The sequence below is a fragment of the Clostridium sp. 'White wine YQ' genome (assembly GCF_028728205.1).
Taxonomy (GTDB): domain Bacteria; phylum Bacillota; class Clostridia; order Clostridiales; family Clostridiaceae; genus Clostridium_T.
This window is the reverse complement of the sequence record NZ_JAQYUU010000001.1, coordinates 386,726-402,293: the sequence shown is the minus strand read 5'-3', so window position 1 is coordinate 402,293 and position 15,568 is coordinate 386,726. Positions and strand designations below refer to the sequence as shown.

11 protein-coding genes are annotated in these 15,568 nt (G+C 30.5%); 3 read left to right on the top strand and 8 right to left on the bottom strand.

Going from position 1 to position 15,568, the window contains the following annotated elements; all coding sequences use genetic code 11:
- Positions 1-7: 7 nt before the first annotated feature.
- Both PTZ02_RS01875 and PTZ02_RS01870 read right to left on the bottom strand, forming a co-directional pair.
- Positions 8-6,604, bottom strand: coding sequence for a DNRLRE domain-containing protein (locus tag PTZ02_RS01875; protein ID WP_274226131.1), 6,597 nt, complete (start codon positions 6,602-6,604; stop codon positions 8-10).
- 267 nt (positions 6,605-6,871) lie between these two features.
- Positions 6,872-8,851, bottom strand: coding sequence for an ATP-dependent helicase (locus PTZ02_RS01870; protein WP_274226130.1), 1,980 nt, complete (start codon positions 8,849-8,851; stop codon positions 6,872-6,874).
- Between the two features lie 179 nt (positions 8,852-9,030).
- On the opposite strand from PTZ02_RS01870, the gene PTZ02_RS01865 reads away from it, so the two are divergent.
- Positions 9,031-10,500, top strand: coding sequence for a nicotinate phosphoribosyltransferase (locus tag PTZ02_RS01865; RefSeq protein WP_274226129.1), 1,470 nt, complete (start codon positions 9,031-9,033; stop codon positions 10,498-10,500).
- A gap of 24 nt (positions 10,501-10,524) precedes the next feature.
- Here PTZ02_RS01865 and PTZ02_RS01860 read toward each other — a convergent pair whose 3' ends face one another.
- Both PTZ02_RS01860 and PTZ02_RS01855 read right to left on the bottom strand, forming a co-directional pair.
- A complete protein-coding gene (locus PTZ02_RS01860) occupies positions 10,525-10,734 on the bottom strand; it encodes a hypothetical protein (protein WP_274226128.1) in 210 nt (69 codons plus the stop codon).
- 149 nt (positions 10,735-10,883) lie between these two features.
- Entirely contained in the window at positions 10,884-11,210 is a 327-nt protein-coding gene (locus tag PTZ02_RS01855) for a hypothetical protein (protein ID WP_274226127.1), read from the bottom strand.
- A gap of 307 nt (positions 11,211-11,517) precedes the next feature.
- On the opposite strand from PTZ02_RS01855, the gene PTZ02_RS01850 reads away from it, so the two are divergent.
- Positions 11,518-11,931, top strand: a complete 414-nt coding sequence (locus PTZ02_RS01850; protein WP_202767740.1) for a Fur family transcriptional regulator — start codon at positions 11,518-11,520, stop codon at positions 11,929-11,931.
- A 32-nt stretch (positions 11,932-11,963) separates the two neighbouring features.
- Here PTZ02_RS01850 and PTZ02_RS01845 read toward each other — a convergent pair whose 3' ends face one another.
- Positions 11,964-13,184 (bottom strand): ABC transporter substrate-binding protein, encoded by a 1,221-nt coding sequence (locus PTZ02_RS01845; protein ID WP_274226126.1) that lies wholly within the window; start codon positions 13,182-13,184, stop codon positions 11,964-11,966.
- A gap of 114 nt (positions 13,185-13,298) precedes the next feature.
- Here PTZ02_RS01845 and PTZ02_RS01840 point away from each other — a divergent pair, with 114 nt between their 5' ends.
- The gene (locus PTZ02_RS01840; protein WP_274226125.1) at positions 13,299-14,234 is read left to right on the top strand and encodes a VCBS repeat-containing protein; all 936 of its coding nucleotides are present in this window, start codon (positions 13,299-13,301) and stop codon (positions 14,232-14,234) included.
- A gap of 134 nt (positions 14,235-14,368) precedes the next feature.
- On the opposite strand, the gene PTZ02_RS01835 is transcribed toward PTZ02_RS01840, so the two are convergent.
- The 3 genes from PTZ02_RS01835 to PTZ02_RS01825 form a co-directional block, all read right to left on the bottom strand.
- The gene (locus tag PTZ02_RS01835; protein ID WP_274226124.1) at positions 14,369-14,890 is read right to left on the bottom strand and encodes a hypothetical protein; all 522 of its coding nucleotides are present in this window, start codon (positions 14,888-14,890) and stop codon (positions 14,369-14,371) included.
- 118 nt (positions 14,891-15,008) lie between these two features.
- On the bottom strand, positions 15,009-15,263 hold the full coding sequence (locus PTZ02_RS01830) for a hypothetical protein (protein ID WP_274226123.1): 255 nt from the start codon (positions 15,261-15,263) through the stop codon (positions 15,009-15,011).
- 52 nt (positions 15,264-15,315) lie between these two features.
- Entirely contained in the window at positions 15,316-15,534 is a 219-nt protein-coding gene (locus PTZ02_RS01825; RefSeq protein WP_202767745.1) for a ground-like protein, read from the bottom strand.
- Positions 15,535-15,568: the final 34 nt, after the last annotated feature.

Genomic DNA, 15,568 nt, shown 5'->3' with positions numbered 1-15,568 from the left:
ATTCCTCCTAATAATGTACTTCAAATCCATACCTATTACCTAATTCTTTACCATAATTCAAAATCTCTTCTGTACTTGGATTATTTCTTAAAAATGAATCCCATACCTTATTGTACTGATTACTCCACTTGCCATGTGAAGCTTTATCTACCCAAGATCCAAATTTCGGATCGTGAATATCAATTCCCTTGCTTTTAAATACATTTATGAACTTTTGTGGGAAAATATGATGTGCTTCAGGTTTTATCATGTCCTTAGATGCTTTTCCGACTTCCTTCTCTAAATTATTTCTAAAATTATTTTTAGTATATTTCGGTGGTTTTCCTCCTGGATCACCACTACTACCTCCACTAGAATGACTACCTATTTGATCCATTAAATCACTTGCCACGGATGCTAACTGAGATCCAAAATCACCTATTATTGATGCAATTTCACTTCCTAATGTAGGTGCTGCGATTGCTACTGCTGCCCAAACACTAGCAAGAGCATACGCAGGGCCTGCCATACCTCCCCCACCAGTACCAACTATATCCTGATATCCATTAGGATCATATGCATTTACAGGATTGTTCTTGCAATAAGCAAACATATTACATGATAGTAAATCACCAGTTTGTCCTACTAACGCATCAGCATTAATAAACCTTCCCCAATCAGGGCTATAGTATCTTGAATTTAGATAGTACATTCCTGTCTCGGTATCATATCTATATCCTCTATATCTATATGGATTCTTTACTCCTAATGTATCCTTTAGTGTTCCATCTATTGATACTAGTTTGCCCCATGAGTCATAGCTATAACTTACAACTTGTGTTCCATTTGTATCTACTAATCCAATTATATCACCTTGTCCATTTCTTACATAGAAATATTCTGTTCCGTTTAATATAATACTTATTAGGTTACTACTTGCATCATAGGTATAGTAAATCTTATCTACTGTACTTCCATTAGTTACTTCTTCATATACTACCTTATCACCATTTAGTGTATACTTACTTACTACTCCACTTACATTCTTTTCTGTTCTTATTCCACTATCATTATACTTATATGAAATCGTCTTTCCACTGCCTGTAATTCCTGTTAAGGTTCTTCCTCTATCCCATGTAAAAGTATTTCCATCATATGTTAGTGGATTTCCTATTGCATCATAAGTTATTGCTTTTCCGTTATAACTTGTTAATTTATCCTTCCAATTTGCATCCCCATACTGATAGACCTTAGTTACTGTTGGATTAGATACGACTGCATCCTCAACCTTAATATCATCTACAGCCATCCAAGCATATGAATTACTTATAAATCCAACTCTTACTTGTAATGAAGTAATTCCTTCAGGACATGTCCATTGCTTTTCTGACTTTCTCCAACCCTTATCAGAAACTAACTGACTAGCAAATAGAATATATGTTCCATTATTTAGCCAAATACAACTAGAATCCGTAATATAGGTTCCACCAGTTGCTTCCTTATGATAAAAACTAATGTTATATGTTTTTCCTGGAATAACTGGAACCAACTGATTAAAATAAATATAATTATCTCCTGCTTGTCCATCCATAAAAAAGCACTTATCACCTGTTTTAGGTGTGCTATTAAAATCAAAAACAGGCCCTACAATAGCGTTATATCCTGAACCTCCTCTTGCACCCAAATCTACTTTTCCTGTTTCAAAACTACCATCATAATATAAATTATTACCAAGGTCTTTGTTTGGATCAGTATTTAAAATTGTTCCATTTGTATATGGATATTCAGTTTTTGAAATTATATTTCCCCCTGCATCATAGCTATAAGCAATTGTTTTATTTAATGTTTTATTATCTTCTCTTATAAGCTCTGATAATTCATTATAATAAAACTTCTGTAATAGAGTTGTGCCTTGGCTTATAGTTTCTATGTTTCCATTTTTATCATAGGTATAGTTTAATATACTCCCGTTATTATTTACACTTTCTACCCTTGTACTTTGTGAACCATTTGCTCCTGCTTTGAATCCATATGATGTTAAATAAGTCTTTCCATTCCCAAAGGCTACTGTTCTACTATCATTTCTTCCTAATGTATCATAATGATATTTTACGTTTTCACTTGTACTATTTAAGGTAATAGTATCTATTCTATTATCTTTGTCATAATTATATCCTGTACTATATGTGTTGCCATTTATTATACTTCTTTGTTTACTTACATTGTTATTAGCATCAAAATCATTTCTAAAAATATTGCCTTTGCTATCTGTTACTTTAGCTAATCTATCAGCTAAATCGTAGGTATACTTATAACTTACATTATTAACTCTATCTTCTAGTAACCCAAGGCTTCCATTAGAATCATAACTATAATGTGCTATTTCCGAACCATTTGCCTTCTTGGAAGTTATTCTATCTAAATTATCATATAAATTTTCAATCACTTTCCCATTTCCATAGGTTGATTTAGTTAAATTACCTGTAATCGGGTCATAAGCATTGGTTATAAGATTTTGAGTTCCTACATTTACTCCAGTATTTCTGCCCACTGGATCATATGAAAATTTATAGTTAAATCCATTATGAGTTATTGTATCTAGTCTATCATTTACATATTGATATCCATTAGTTACATCTTTACCATCAACTTTTTTTGTTATTGTATTTAAGCTATCAGTATTAGGGTCATAAGTGTTTGTGGTTGTGTTTCCTTTTGGATCAGTTGTAGTTAACAAAGTACCTTTATTAAGATCATAGTTATAATTTACTGTATTCCCTAAAGCATCCGTATTAGTTGCTAGATAATTTCCATTTGATGTATAGGTAGCTGAAGCTGATATAAATGTTGTAGTATCACCAACTGTAGATTTTATTGGGTTTCCATAAGCATCGTAATCAAAAGTGCCTACTACATTCATTGGCGTTGTTGCTGTCTTTACATTTCTGTTTGCATCATAGGTATAACTATATTTATTGTCTTTAGCATCTGTCGCAGTTATTAAATCATTATTGGCATTATATTCGAACTTACTCCCATTTCCTGATAAATCTTTAGTAGATTGTATATTACCCTTAGAATCATATACATAACTTTGTCCAAATTCTTCTTTAAATAATTGTAGATTATCAAACCAAGCATAATTTTCCTCATTATAATACAAGCCATAGAGCATCAAAGATTTATAAGCTTTCTCAGCAACTGCTTGTCCTGAGGTAAATTGCCAATTTCCTGTATCATCATTAAAATCAACTACTACCCATCCATATGTTCCATCAGTATAATTAAATTGAAGATCTAATGAAAAATATCTATCTGTTCCAGACTCTTTAGGTAATGCATCTGCTTTAGCCCACCCTGACATAACGAAACAATCATTGGCTGCTCCTGATACATTTAAAGTTTGGTATACACTTTTAATTTTACCTATATCACCCTTAATTCTAAAACTAGAGCGATTATCAACGGTCGTTGCAATACCATTTGAATCGCCTAAATTATATGTCCATTTTTCTGATGTTACTGCTCCATAATCAAATTCTGAATTTTCAAGTAGATTATATCTACTTTCTATATTTCCATCCTCAAGTTGAAGTGCATCAAAATATGCTACTCCTTTGTCTTCTAAAAGACCTTCTCTTATATATACTAAATTGGATGCTGAATCTGCTGGAAGTGTAAAGGATACCGAATACCTCTCCCAATCATTTGTTCCAGTTACATAGTTACTTTCTACAGTTTTCCATGCACCAGTATTATCTTGATAATTTACAAATAAGGCTGCTCCTTTACCCTTATCACTAGTTACTCCAGTAGTTTTTATATAACCTGAAAATACATATGTTTTTCCTTTTGTTAAATTAACATTTTGATTGTAGAATATTCTATCACCATAGTCAGTTTTGGAAACCTTTAATGAATTTGCACCTAAGAAAGCTGCTTCAGTAGTAAAGCTTCCACTACCTTTAATTAAAGTCCCTAAATACCCAAGATTCCAATTAGAATTTATAGTTTCTGCACTGTGATTTTTCAAATAATTTCTATTGCTGCTTTGAAGCTTTGAATCTAGCTCTAGTTTATTAAACGTATTACTTCCTTTAGCTCCATATTCATATGCAGTTGCATTGCCATTAGGGTCAGTTATGCTTTTTGTATTTCCCCAATTATTAAACTGATAAGTTTCTATTCTTCCTTTAGCGTCTGTAAATTTAGTTTCATTACATCCATAATTAATAGTTAATTGTCCGCCTCTTGTTCCATCAGCTCCTGTTTGTTCAACAATACTTGTTCTATAAGGTGCTGCTGTATTATATCCATAAGCTAGCTGTAATCCATCAAAATTTATTGCGTAAGTTAAATTATGATTATCGTCATAGTAATAGTAATTAATCTTTCCATCTGGATAAATAATTCTTGTAAGGTCACTACCGCCATACATAAATTGTGTTTTTCTGCCAGCAAAGTCTGTAATACTAAGTAGATATCCTTCTGGAGTTGATTCAAATTTAGTCACTCTTCCAGAAGCATCAGTTATACGATCTAATACTATACCATTATAGTTAATAGTATTTGTATTCCCATTCTTGTCCGTTATCTTGTTTATATATCCACTAGGTACAAAATATAAATCATTGCCATCTTTATAAGTAATATTATAGGAATTGTCAGAATTTATCTTAAATGTTACATCTAACCCATCCTCACTTTTATAGCTGCTAGATGCTGAGTCATATTTAAAATAGTGCTTAGTTCCATCTCCATCTATATAATAATAATATTGAGTTCCACTAATAACTTCTCTTATTACTCTTTGATTGATATTTGTTCTCCAACCATTCCCATAACCAAAAGTATAAGCTCTGTCATTGCTATTATATACATGTGTTATAGCTAATGGATTTCTGTTTCCTGTATTAGTAATATCATCATGAGTAAAAATTAAGTTACCATTATAATCATTAATATACCCAGTTCCAGCTCTTCCTGCACTTTGAGAATGGTATGTCCAGTAATTCTCAAGTCCACTATTATTTCTATATGATATAACTACTTGAGGCCACCCTCCACTATAAGTATTTGAAGTATCTGTGGAAAGAAATGCTGTATGCCCTGAGGATGGACTTGTCCTTTTTAACATTAATCCATAATTAGTGCCATAGTTATACCAATATTTAGCCATGTTGGTTATATCCCAAGAGTACGTATCTCCTGAAACTTTTTGAGTGTCTGTTATTCTATACTCTGCATTACCATTCTCTACTGACGGTCTATTCCACCAGGTTAATGTACTTTGATCCCATGGGACTAATATTCTATGAGCCTCGATTTCTCCATCAGTTCCACTATATCCGCTCTCTTTAAGCAAATATAATTGTGCACCTACAACCATATCACCTGTTTTCAATTGGGGTAAATTATTAAATTGTAAATAAGTTTCTGCTGTTCCTACATTTCCAGGAACATTTCCTACTCTTAAAAACAAGTTATCATTTTTGTTAGATGTATCTATTGATGCTACCCATGTACCAATAACATCATATCTTGATAAAGTTGATGTTACGTCTGGGTCTACTACTATTGGATATTTCCTCTTGCTATCATTTATCCATTCTTTATTTGGCGTTAAGGTTAAGGTATACCCTTTTTTATTCTCTTTAACATCTATTTTAACATCACTAGAACTTTCTCCATTTGCATCATACATAACCGGAGGCACTATGTTAAATACCTCTTGTTTAGTTTTCTTATCTAAAAATCTAACTGTATTATCTTTTATTTCTGGTATTAAATTCTTTAGTGATAAATTAAAACTAAAGACATTACTATCAATTGCTTTATTTATTACAATGTTTTCTTTTAATGTTTTTCCTTTGAGTAAATATTGAAGATCTACCCCATTACTTATTTCGTTGAAGTCTACCTGTGAATCATTTTTACCAGCAATAATCTTTTTTATATTTTCTTTTTTAGTTTCTTTATCTTTTGACTTATCATTTTTAGTGAATTCTTCAATTTCACTATCTATATCTCTTTCTTTTTCTTCACCATTTGATTTTTTAGGCGCTTTTATATTCCATGATACTTCATAGTTATCTTTCTTAATGGATACAAGTTTCTTATCGTTTACATTCTTAGCTATTTTTACGCTTATTTCATTTTCAGTGTTTTGATAATATCTACTATTATCTCCTTCTTCATCCTTTGCATATTCTCCATCTTCATCTTCAGTATAAACTGAATCTTTATTTACTTGTTCCTTTGCACCATTTATAAAATCTTCTGTCTGCACTGGCATATCATTAACATCCTTATCTTCAGATGCATCAACCAATGTATTATCTATATCCTCCCACTTACCATCCTTTAAGTAGTGTACAGGCTCATTGTACATAACTGCTTGATATGTGCCATCATCCATCAAAAAGTACTTTTTATTTTCTTCTCTTTTATCTTCTAATTCCTTTACTACAGAAGCTTCTTTTATTTGTGTTTCTTCATTAGTGGAAATACCTGTTTCTGCTGCTGATGCTGGAGTCTTTTCCTCTGCTTTTGCTGTAATTGGAACCATTGTAAATAAAAAAGCTACAACAAGAAACCCAGCGATCTTCTTAATACTACCTTTCATAAAAATCCCCCTTATTTTTTTATTGTAAAGCATTACTTATCCAGCACTATATACTTCCACATATTCCCATGCCTATCCTTTGCTGTATGATTAGTTTCGTTCATCAAATTTCTACAAGTTCTAAACAATAAATTTATATTTATCTACCCTCCCCAATTATTTTATTAAAAATTTAATATAGATCTAACTAATTTCTTCTTTTATCCCACTAACAAAAAAAAATCATGAACAGCTTAAGATTTCTCTTAAACCATTCATGATTTTTATTTATTCCTTCACCTCTATAAGTCTATTTAAAAACAATATACTTAAGGAGAACTTTCTCTTTACTCCATCTTCAAATTCTATCTCAACTACGTCATCTTTTAAGGATACTATTTCCCCTTCACCATGACTTTTGTGAAATATCTTATCACCTTTATTTAGCTTGCTTTTTTCTTCCGGTTCACCTTTAAATTCAAGCTCTTTTATAAAGGGAGATGTTTCTGTAAATCTTCCTCTTAAGGTTTTGGGTGCATATATATTTAGATTATTTATAGCTCTGGTAATGGCTACATAAAATAATCTTCTTTCCTCTTCTATGTCTGTTGCGTTTGCATGGGGGATTACCTCTTCACAGCAGTTTAGAATATATACATTCTCAAACTCCATTCCTTTTACTCCATGTATTGTACTAAGGAGGACCCCATCTTCTTTAAAGTCTCTCTCTTTATTAGATAACTTTTCTTTTACCTCTTCTACATGCACAAGCAGCGTTGTTATGCTTTTAAAATCTAAAACTATAGTTCTAAATTCCTCAATTATTCTTTCAAAGTCATCACTTGCTACCCTAAACTTTTCACCATATTCTCTTAGGTATTCTCTATACTCAAGGTCATTAAGTACAGTGTCTACTGCTGAGGGGAGTGATAATTTATTTAAATATGATATATCTTTTTTTAGTCTTTCTAAGTTATTTAATTGAAAGCTTTTAAAATCTCCATTTATTATTAAGTCATCAAATACATTTCTTCTTTCCCTAAGTTTGCTTAGACTTTCTATATTATTCTTACTTATATATCTAAAGGGCTTATTGATTATTCTTTTAAATGCTTCTCTATCATAGGGATCTATAGATAGTTTTAAATAGGCTAATATATCTTTGCATATAAAGTGTTCAAAGAAGTTATACTCCTTATCTAAAAATCTAAAGGGTATTTTTCTTGCTATAAGTTCATCACTTATACTTCTAGATTCTATATTAGTTCTATAAAGAATTACATTATTATTTAGTGGAATCCCTTGACCATTCTTTTTTACTATGCTGTTTACTATATCCTCCCCTTGAAATTTTTCATTATAAGGCTTAGATATATTAATATTTCCTTCTTCTCCCCTGTAATTTATAATTTCCTTTGGATTTCTCTCTAGGTTATTTTTAATTAAGTTCTTTGAAAGCTTAACTATATTGGATACACTTCTATAGTTATAGGACAAATAAACCTTCTCTCCTCCAAATTCCTCTTTAAAATTAACCATACACTCTGGTCTTGAGCCTCTAAAACCATATATACATTGATCTTCATCCCCAACGCAGAATAGGGAATTACTACTATTTAATAATTTTAAGATTTTTAATTGTATAAGGTCACAATCTTGAAATTCATCTACTAGGATATACTTAAGTCCATTTGAGTAATATTCAAGTACCTTTTTATCCTCTGAAAGTAGTTTATACATCTCAATCTGCAAATCATCAAAGTCCATAAGATTCTTTTCCATCTTATAGCCTTCATAGTTCTCAATGCATTTATTTGTTATAATATCATCTATTTTATATTCTCCAAGAGAGGTTTTAAATCTAGAAATCTCATTTAGCATTTCTTTTACTTTGTCTTCAGAAATTTCATCAATATAAACTTTCAAGGTATTTTCTACTATTTTATAGGATTCACTAGTAGAAATTATATTAATGCTCCCTAAGTGTCTCATTAGAAGTTTATAAAATAATCCATGAAAAGTTCCAAAGAAAGGAGCCTTAAGATTAGAATTATCCCTTGAGAATCTATCCTTCATATTATTAGCTGCTGCCTTTGTGAATGTTATAACAAATATATTGTTTGAATTAACCTTTAACTCTTCTAATAAATGCTTGACTCTATTTATTATTACTGTTGTTTTTCCACTTCCTGGAGCTGCAACAATTAATGTATTTCTACTTTTTGCTTTTACTGCTTCGTTTTGAAATTTATCTAATTTATATGACATGTTATCCCCTTAATTACTAGCTTTCCTATATTCATTAATTATTGACACAAACTTGAACTTTTAATTTTTATCTATAAATAATATCAAGTTTCATAATTAAAAACAACTATCCCCATTGTAATAATTAATTAATAAGGTTACAATAATTTTATAATATTTTACATAAAGGCGGTATTATTATGACAGAATTCTTTGATGTTAGAGACGAAAGAAATCTTACTATGCTTGTGGATTTTTATGAGCTAACTATGGGAAATGGTTACTTTAATAATAACTTAAAGGATCAAATAGCTTATTTTGATATGTTCTTTAGACGTGTTCCTGATGGCGGTGGTTATTGTATCATGGCTGGTGTTGAACAACTGCTTCATTATTTTAAAAATCTAAAATTCACAAGTGAAGATATTGATTATTTAAGAAGTAAAAATATTTTCACGGAAGAATTTCTTCAATATTTAAAAGACTTCAAATTTTCATGTGATGTTTGGGCTGTACCTGAAGGAAACCCTGTTTTCCCAAATGAACCACTAGTTACTGTTAAAGGTCCAGTTATTCAAGCTCAATTTGTTGAAACTATGGTGCTTCTTACAATTAATCATCAAACATTAATTGCAACTAAGGCTAATAGAATATGCAGAGCTGCTAATGGTAAACCTGTAATTGAATTAGGTTCTAGAAGAGCTCAAGGTTATGATGGAGCTATTTACGGGGCTAGAGCTGCTTTAATTGGTGGATGCGTTTCTACTGCATGTACAATCTCAGAGCAACTATTTAACATTCCTGCAACTGGAACCATGGCTCACAGTTGGGTTCAGTTGTTCCCTACTGAATATGATGCATTTAAAGCTTGGGCTGAAACATACCCTGATAATGCTGTATTCCTAGTTGATACATATAATGTTACTAAGTCTGGAATTCCAAATGCTATAAAAGTATTTGATGAAATACTTACTCCAATGGGATATAGACCTAAAGGTATAAGAATTGACTCTGGTGATATAACTTATTTAACTAAGAAATGTAGAAAGATGCTTGATGATGCAGGTTATTCTGACTGTAATATAATTATCTCAAATTCTTTAGATGAGTATATTATTAGTGATGTTTTAAAGCAAGGTGCAACTATTGATAGCTTTGGAGTAGGTGAAAGACTTATTACAGCTAAAAGTGAACCCGTTTTTGGAGGAGTATACAAGCTAGTTGCTATAGATAGTGAAAATAGTATAATACCTAAGATTAAAATAAGTGAGAACAATGAAAAGATTACAAATCCAGGTTTTAAAAAGTTATACAGAATTTTTGATAAAGATTCTCATATGGCAATAGCGGATTTAATTACACTTAATAATGAAATAATAGATGAAAATGAGCCACTAGAGATTTTCCATCCAATTCATACCTGGAAGAGAAAGAAAATAACTAATTTTTATGTAAAAGATATGATGACTCAAATTTTTGACAATGGAAAATGCGTATATGATTCTCCATCTGTAATGGATATAAAAGAATTTGCTGCAAGAGAAACCGAAAAATTATGGCCTGAGGTACTTAGATTTGAAAATCCTCATACTTATTATGTTGATTTATCTGAAAACCTATGGACTCTAAAGCAAAGTTTACTTCATAAATATTCTAATATTTATAAATGAAAAAAGGATGAATTATCATCCTTTTTATTTATATGCAGATAATTTAGGTAAATGAAAAAGCGTAAATTCTTCATCATAACCGTAGCTATCAATATCTTTCAACGATATTGTTTTAGCTGTAGAAAATTCTTTAAATGGACATATTTCATTCTCTTTTGCCCCAGCACTCATAGGACATTCAGAATAACATGCAAATTTTTCTCCGTTAACTGACCAAAATGGACATTGACTCATAAACTCCCCCCCAGATGTAAAGGATATCTACATAATAACACCATTATAATCCAAAGTATAATTAAAATAAAGCTAAATGAGTAAATTTTTGTTATTTATAGGTTAAAATTTAAGATTTTCGTAATTATTTTTGTATATTTTTCCATTAATTACTTGATTTTCTTGTTTTTTACTACCGATATATTTATAATCTCATTTTGGAATGCCTTTAAAAGAGCTTTTTCAAGAACCTTTTCTTGATCAAAATTTTCAATATCATTACAAACTGCAAAAACTTTATTAGTTTCTCCATCAACATTACTATAAGTAAGAGTAACATTTGGCTTATCATATTCCACATCTATTATTTTTAATCCCCATGACATTTGAGCAAACTCATTCTCATATTTAAGATATGTTAATTCCTTTAGTTTTTTTGTTTCCTTTTTAGGATCTTTGACTATTATTAATTCATCTCCAACCTTATACTTAGCCATAAATATTGCCTCCTATTTCTTTTGTAAAGACCACGTTTATATTATTATCTACTTTTAGATAAAAAATAAAAGAACAGAAAAAACTGTTCTCAAGAAAAATGAAATAAAATGAACATGGAATTTTAAGCATTGTTAATTGTTTAACAACCTCTAGGTTCATTCTACCAAAATACTAGATATAATTCAATAGTTTTTTTGTAAATTTTCTGTATTTAATAAAAATACACACTCATTATTAATCAATAACTATTGACAAAGGAGAATTATTATTTTATACTTTAGGTATTAATATACGAGGATGGTGAAAATGGATAATATAACCGCTATTTTTAAAGAAAAGAAACTAAAGCTTACTCCCCAAAGAATTGCAGTTTATAAATATCTTAAAGGAACAAAGGAGCACCCTTCTGCTGAAGTAATTTATAAAGCACTTCAAACTGAATACCCAACTATGAGCCTTGCAACTGTTTACAAAGCATTAAAGACTTTAGTTGAAGTAGGCTTGGTTCAAGAAATAAATGTTGGAGAGGGAAACTTTAGATATGATGGTACAGTTTCAGAACATCCTCATGTTCAATGTATTAATTGTACTAGAGTAGATGATCTTTCTGAATTAGATCTTACTTCTCTAAATGTTGAAGCTGAAAAACATTCAAAATATAAAGTCTTCTCAAACAAAGTATATTTTTATGGCGTTTGTGATGATTGCCAACAAAAATAAAGCTACCTGGTAGCTTTATTTTTTTATTCTACTTATGATTTATTAGCTGCATCTATAACTTCTTTCCAAGCTTCTCCAGAATATTTTCCTGAACTTATTTCGTTCAATTTATTTTTTATTAGTTCCACATATTTTGAAGGCAAATTATAAAAGTAGAATAAATTATTTTCATTTGCATTTTTAAGCTCTAAAGCCATTTCTGCTCGCGTTCCCTTAAGCTTTTCATCTAATGACTTATTACCTGTTATTATACCTTCTTTTGATAGGGTTTCATATGCTTCCTCTTTCATTAAATAATCTATAAATTTTCTGCCACCTTCTTTATTTTTCCCATTAGCATATAGAGAAACCATTGCACTTATTCCAGTTGGTGAATAGTTAATATTTTCACTTAGATTTATATTTGAATAACTTCTAAGTGGACTATTTTCATTAATATTTTTTGAAAGGTATGATGTTCCAAATATAATAGGTATGCTGCCTTTTTCTAGTTCTTTTATTCCATCGATAGATGTCTCTTTAAATAACCCTTTATTAAAATAACCACTATCAACAAAGGATTTCATTGTACTAAACAAGGTTTCCATTTTGGTTATTTTCTGATAATCCTCTTTACCTGATTTATAGCTTTCCCTTAATTCACTAGGTAGCAAAAGGTAATTTGCAATATATGTAGATAAAGCTAACTCCACTGTAATATCCTTTGGTAATATATATGGAATCTGTATATTGCTATCTCTAAACTTTTTTAATAAGCCTAAAGCTTCTTGAGAATTCTGTGGAACTTTTATACCAAGCTTCCCTAGTGCATCAGGATTATATATAAAGTCAAAGGTATATGGAAATAATCCTAGACCATAGTATCTATCATTAACTCTTCCACTAGATCTATTGATATTATTAAAATTATCACTGAATTTTTCTTGTTCAAATATTTCATCAATAAATCTAAAATTGTTATCTTCAGCAATGTCAATAAATGTATCCCTTGAGGAAATCACTATATCTGGTTCAACTTCTTTATTTTTTAAACTCCCATAAATATTAGACTTACTAATAATATCTACCTTTATCTTTGAGTTTTTCTGCTTATATCCTTCAATTAATTTATTTATATTTTCTGGGGTGGTAATTTTATTTTCTTCCATCAAAATCTTAATATTATCATCAGCGCTAAGAGTTTGCTTTTTACATCCAAGAAAAAAACTGGACGATATTGATATTATAAGTAAAGTTGATACTATTTTTTTCATTTGTACTCCTCCTTTTAATGTTATTTTGCTCAATTATTATGTACTCATACCATTTTTAATATATAAATAGTATAATCTTTCATTCCCCTCATATATTTTATAGAGGTGATATGCATGAAATTAAGAGTATTATTCCTACATAAAAAACAAATATTTTTTTTATTAATGTTTTTAATCTTATGTTTTATTTCTGTTATACTTTTTAATCTTTTTTCCCAAAAAGAATATGGAGACTCCTTATCAGTTTTTGCTAAAGAAGACTATGAGAAGGGACTGAAAAAAGATTTGAACGCAGATGGAAAAGAAGATGTTATCAATGTTACTACAAAAGATGATAAATACTATGTTGGAGCTACTATAAATAATAAAAGTTATATGCTCTCCCCTGATACTAAACTTGCTTCTTTAGGAAAAGAATATCCTTATTGGGGAATTAGATTATTTATGAAAGACATTTCTAGGGATGGAATTCCTGAAATCTTCTTACAGTCCTCTCAAGAAGGTTCCGCAATTTCTCATATATTTTCATGGACTGGGCTTGAATTTAAGGATTACTTTTGTTCAACCAATAATGTTATTGGTATACTAAACTCACAAAACAATAAAACTCCAAAGTTCTTTTCTGGAAAAGTTGTAGATGGACTTTTAACCTTTGATAGTTATATGCTAATTGGTAACAATTTCAAGAACACTTCCTACGATCAGTACACAGTTCCTGGTAGACAATCTGTCACTGAACTAATTGATGCAATAGAGGCTGCTTCAGTTCCATATGAACTTCCAAGTTTTTTCTGCGACTCTACTACTGAAAGTGATGCTGCTCTCTTATGGAAACTAGATAAAAATGTCTATAGCTATAAGTTTCAGGATGCATTTTTCTTAGATGATAAATGGGATAAGAATGGTGATATAACTTCTATTATATGGCAGATTAATTTTAAACGAACAAATAAATCAACCTCCAAAAATGACTCTATTATTATTAAGGCAAAGGTTATCCCCTCAAACAAAGATTATAAAGTATCTTCAGTAAGTTTATATGAAAAATAAAAGGCCGCTAATGCGGCCCAAAAAGGGGGATGGGGGGTTTGTTATAAAAAGCTATGCTCTTATAACAAGGAGAAATCTCTCCTTACATTTTTATTATTACCCTAAACAATAAGTTTATTCATTTTATTTAGTATTTAGTCATAAAATTTTCCTTTTTCATACATGTCTATTACCTTATCTAGGAACTTAGCTCTTTGAGTATCTACTATACTTCTTAGAGCTTTTAACATTTGCATATTCCTATCATCATTTGGATTTTCTTTATAGGTATTATTTACATTATTAAATAAATTATTAAACATACCCGGATCCATTTGACCTCCAGGATTATTTCCGTTCATTTGATTTCCTTGATTATTTCCACTCATCTGATTTAGTAGAGCTGCAAGTCCTGCCATTTCTCCCATGTTATTCATATTAAATCCTTCTGTACCCATTCCACTTAAAATATTCATCATTTGTCCCATATCAAAATTTCCATTTAATAGCCCCATTAGCTGACTTGGGTCGAAGCCCATTGGTCCATTATTCCCAAAAGGAGCATTATTTCCGAAAGGTGCATTGTTTCCAAAAGGAGCATTGTTTCCATATGGGGCATTGTTTCCAGTAGGAGAACCATTAATATTTTCTGATCTATTTCTATGTCTCTTTGACATTACCTTCCTCCCAAATATTACTATGTAATTATGTAATTATGTATTTATGTATTTATATTTTATGTTATATGTAATAAAATATATTTTTTTGGAGGGCATCGCCCTCCAACTACCATACTTAGTAACCGAATCCGCCTCTTCCTCCGCAACCACAGCCACAGAGCCAGAACAATAATATTAATATAAATGCTCTGTCATTGCATAGAACGTTTGGTTTACAAAGTATAATTAATAATACTATTAATGACCAAATATTGTTACTTCCTACACCAACTCCTGCTCCATATGGTGCTATTCCTTGACCATATGCTGGAGCTACAGCAGTTTCATAGCAATATTCAAATTCATCACATTTATGGTGATGTCTACTCATACACAACGCTCCTTTCGCTAAACTACTTCATATCTATAGTTATCTTAAAATATTAGCAGCAATTGTCTCTTCCACATCCGCCGCCAAATCCGCCAAATCCACGATTTCCACAGCAGCAGAATAGTAAAATTATAATCCAAATCCATGAACAGTTTCCGCCGAATCCGCCACAGCCAAATCCGCCACCAAATCCACCTGGATATCCTCCTGGATAACCCATTCCAGGTCCTGGCATAAATCCATAATTAGGACAACAACATTTTTTACTCATTTATAATTCTCCTTTCAATTTTTAATTTATTATT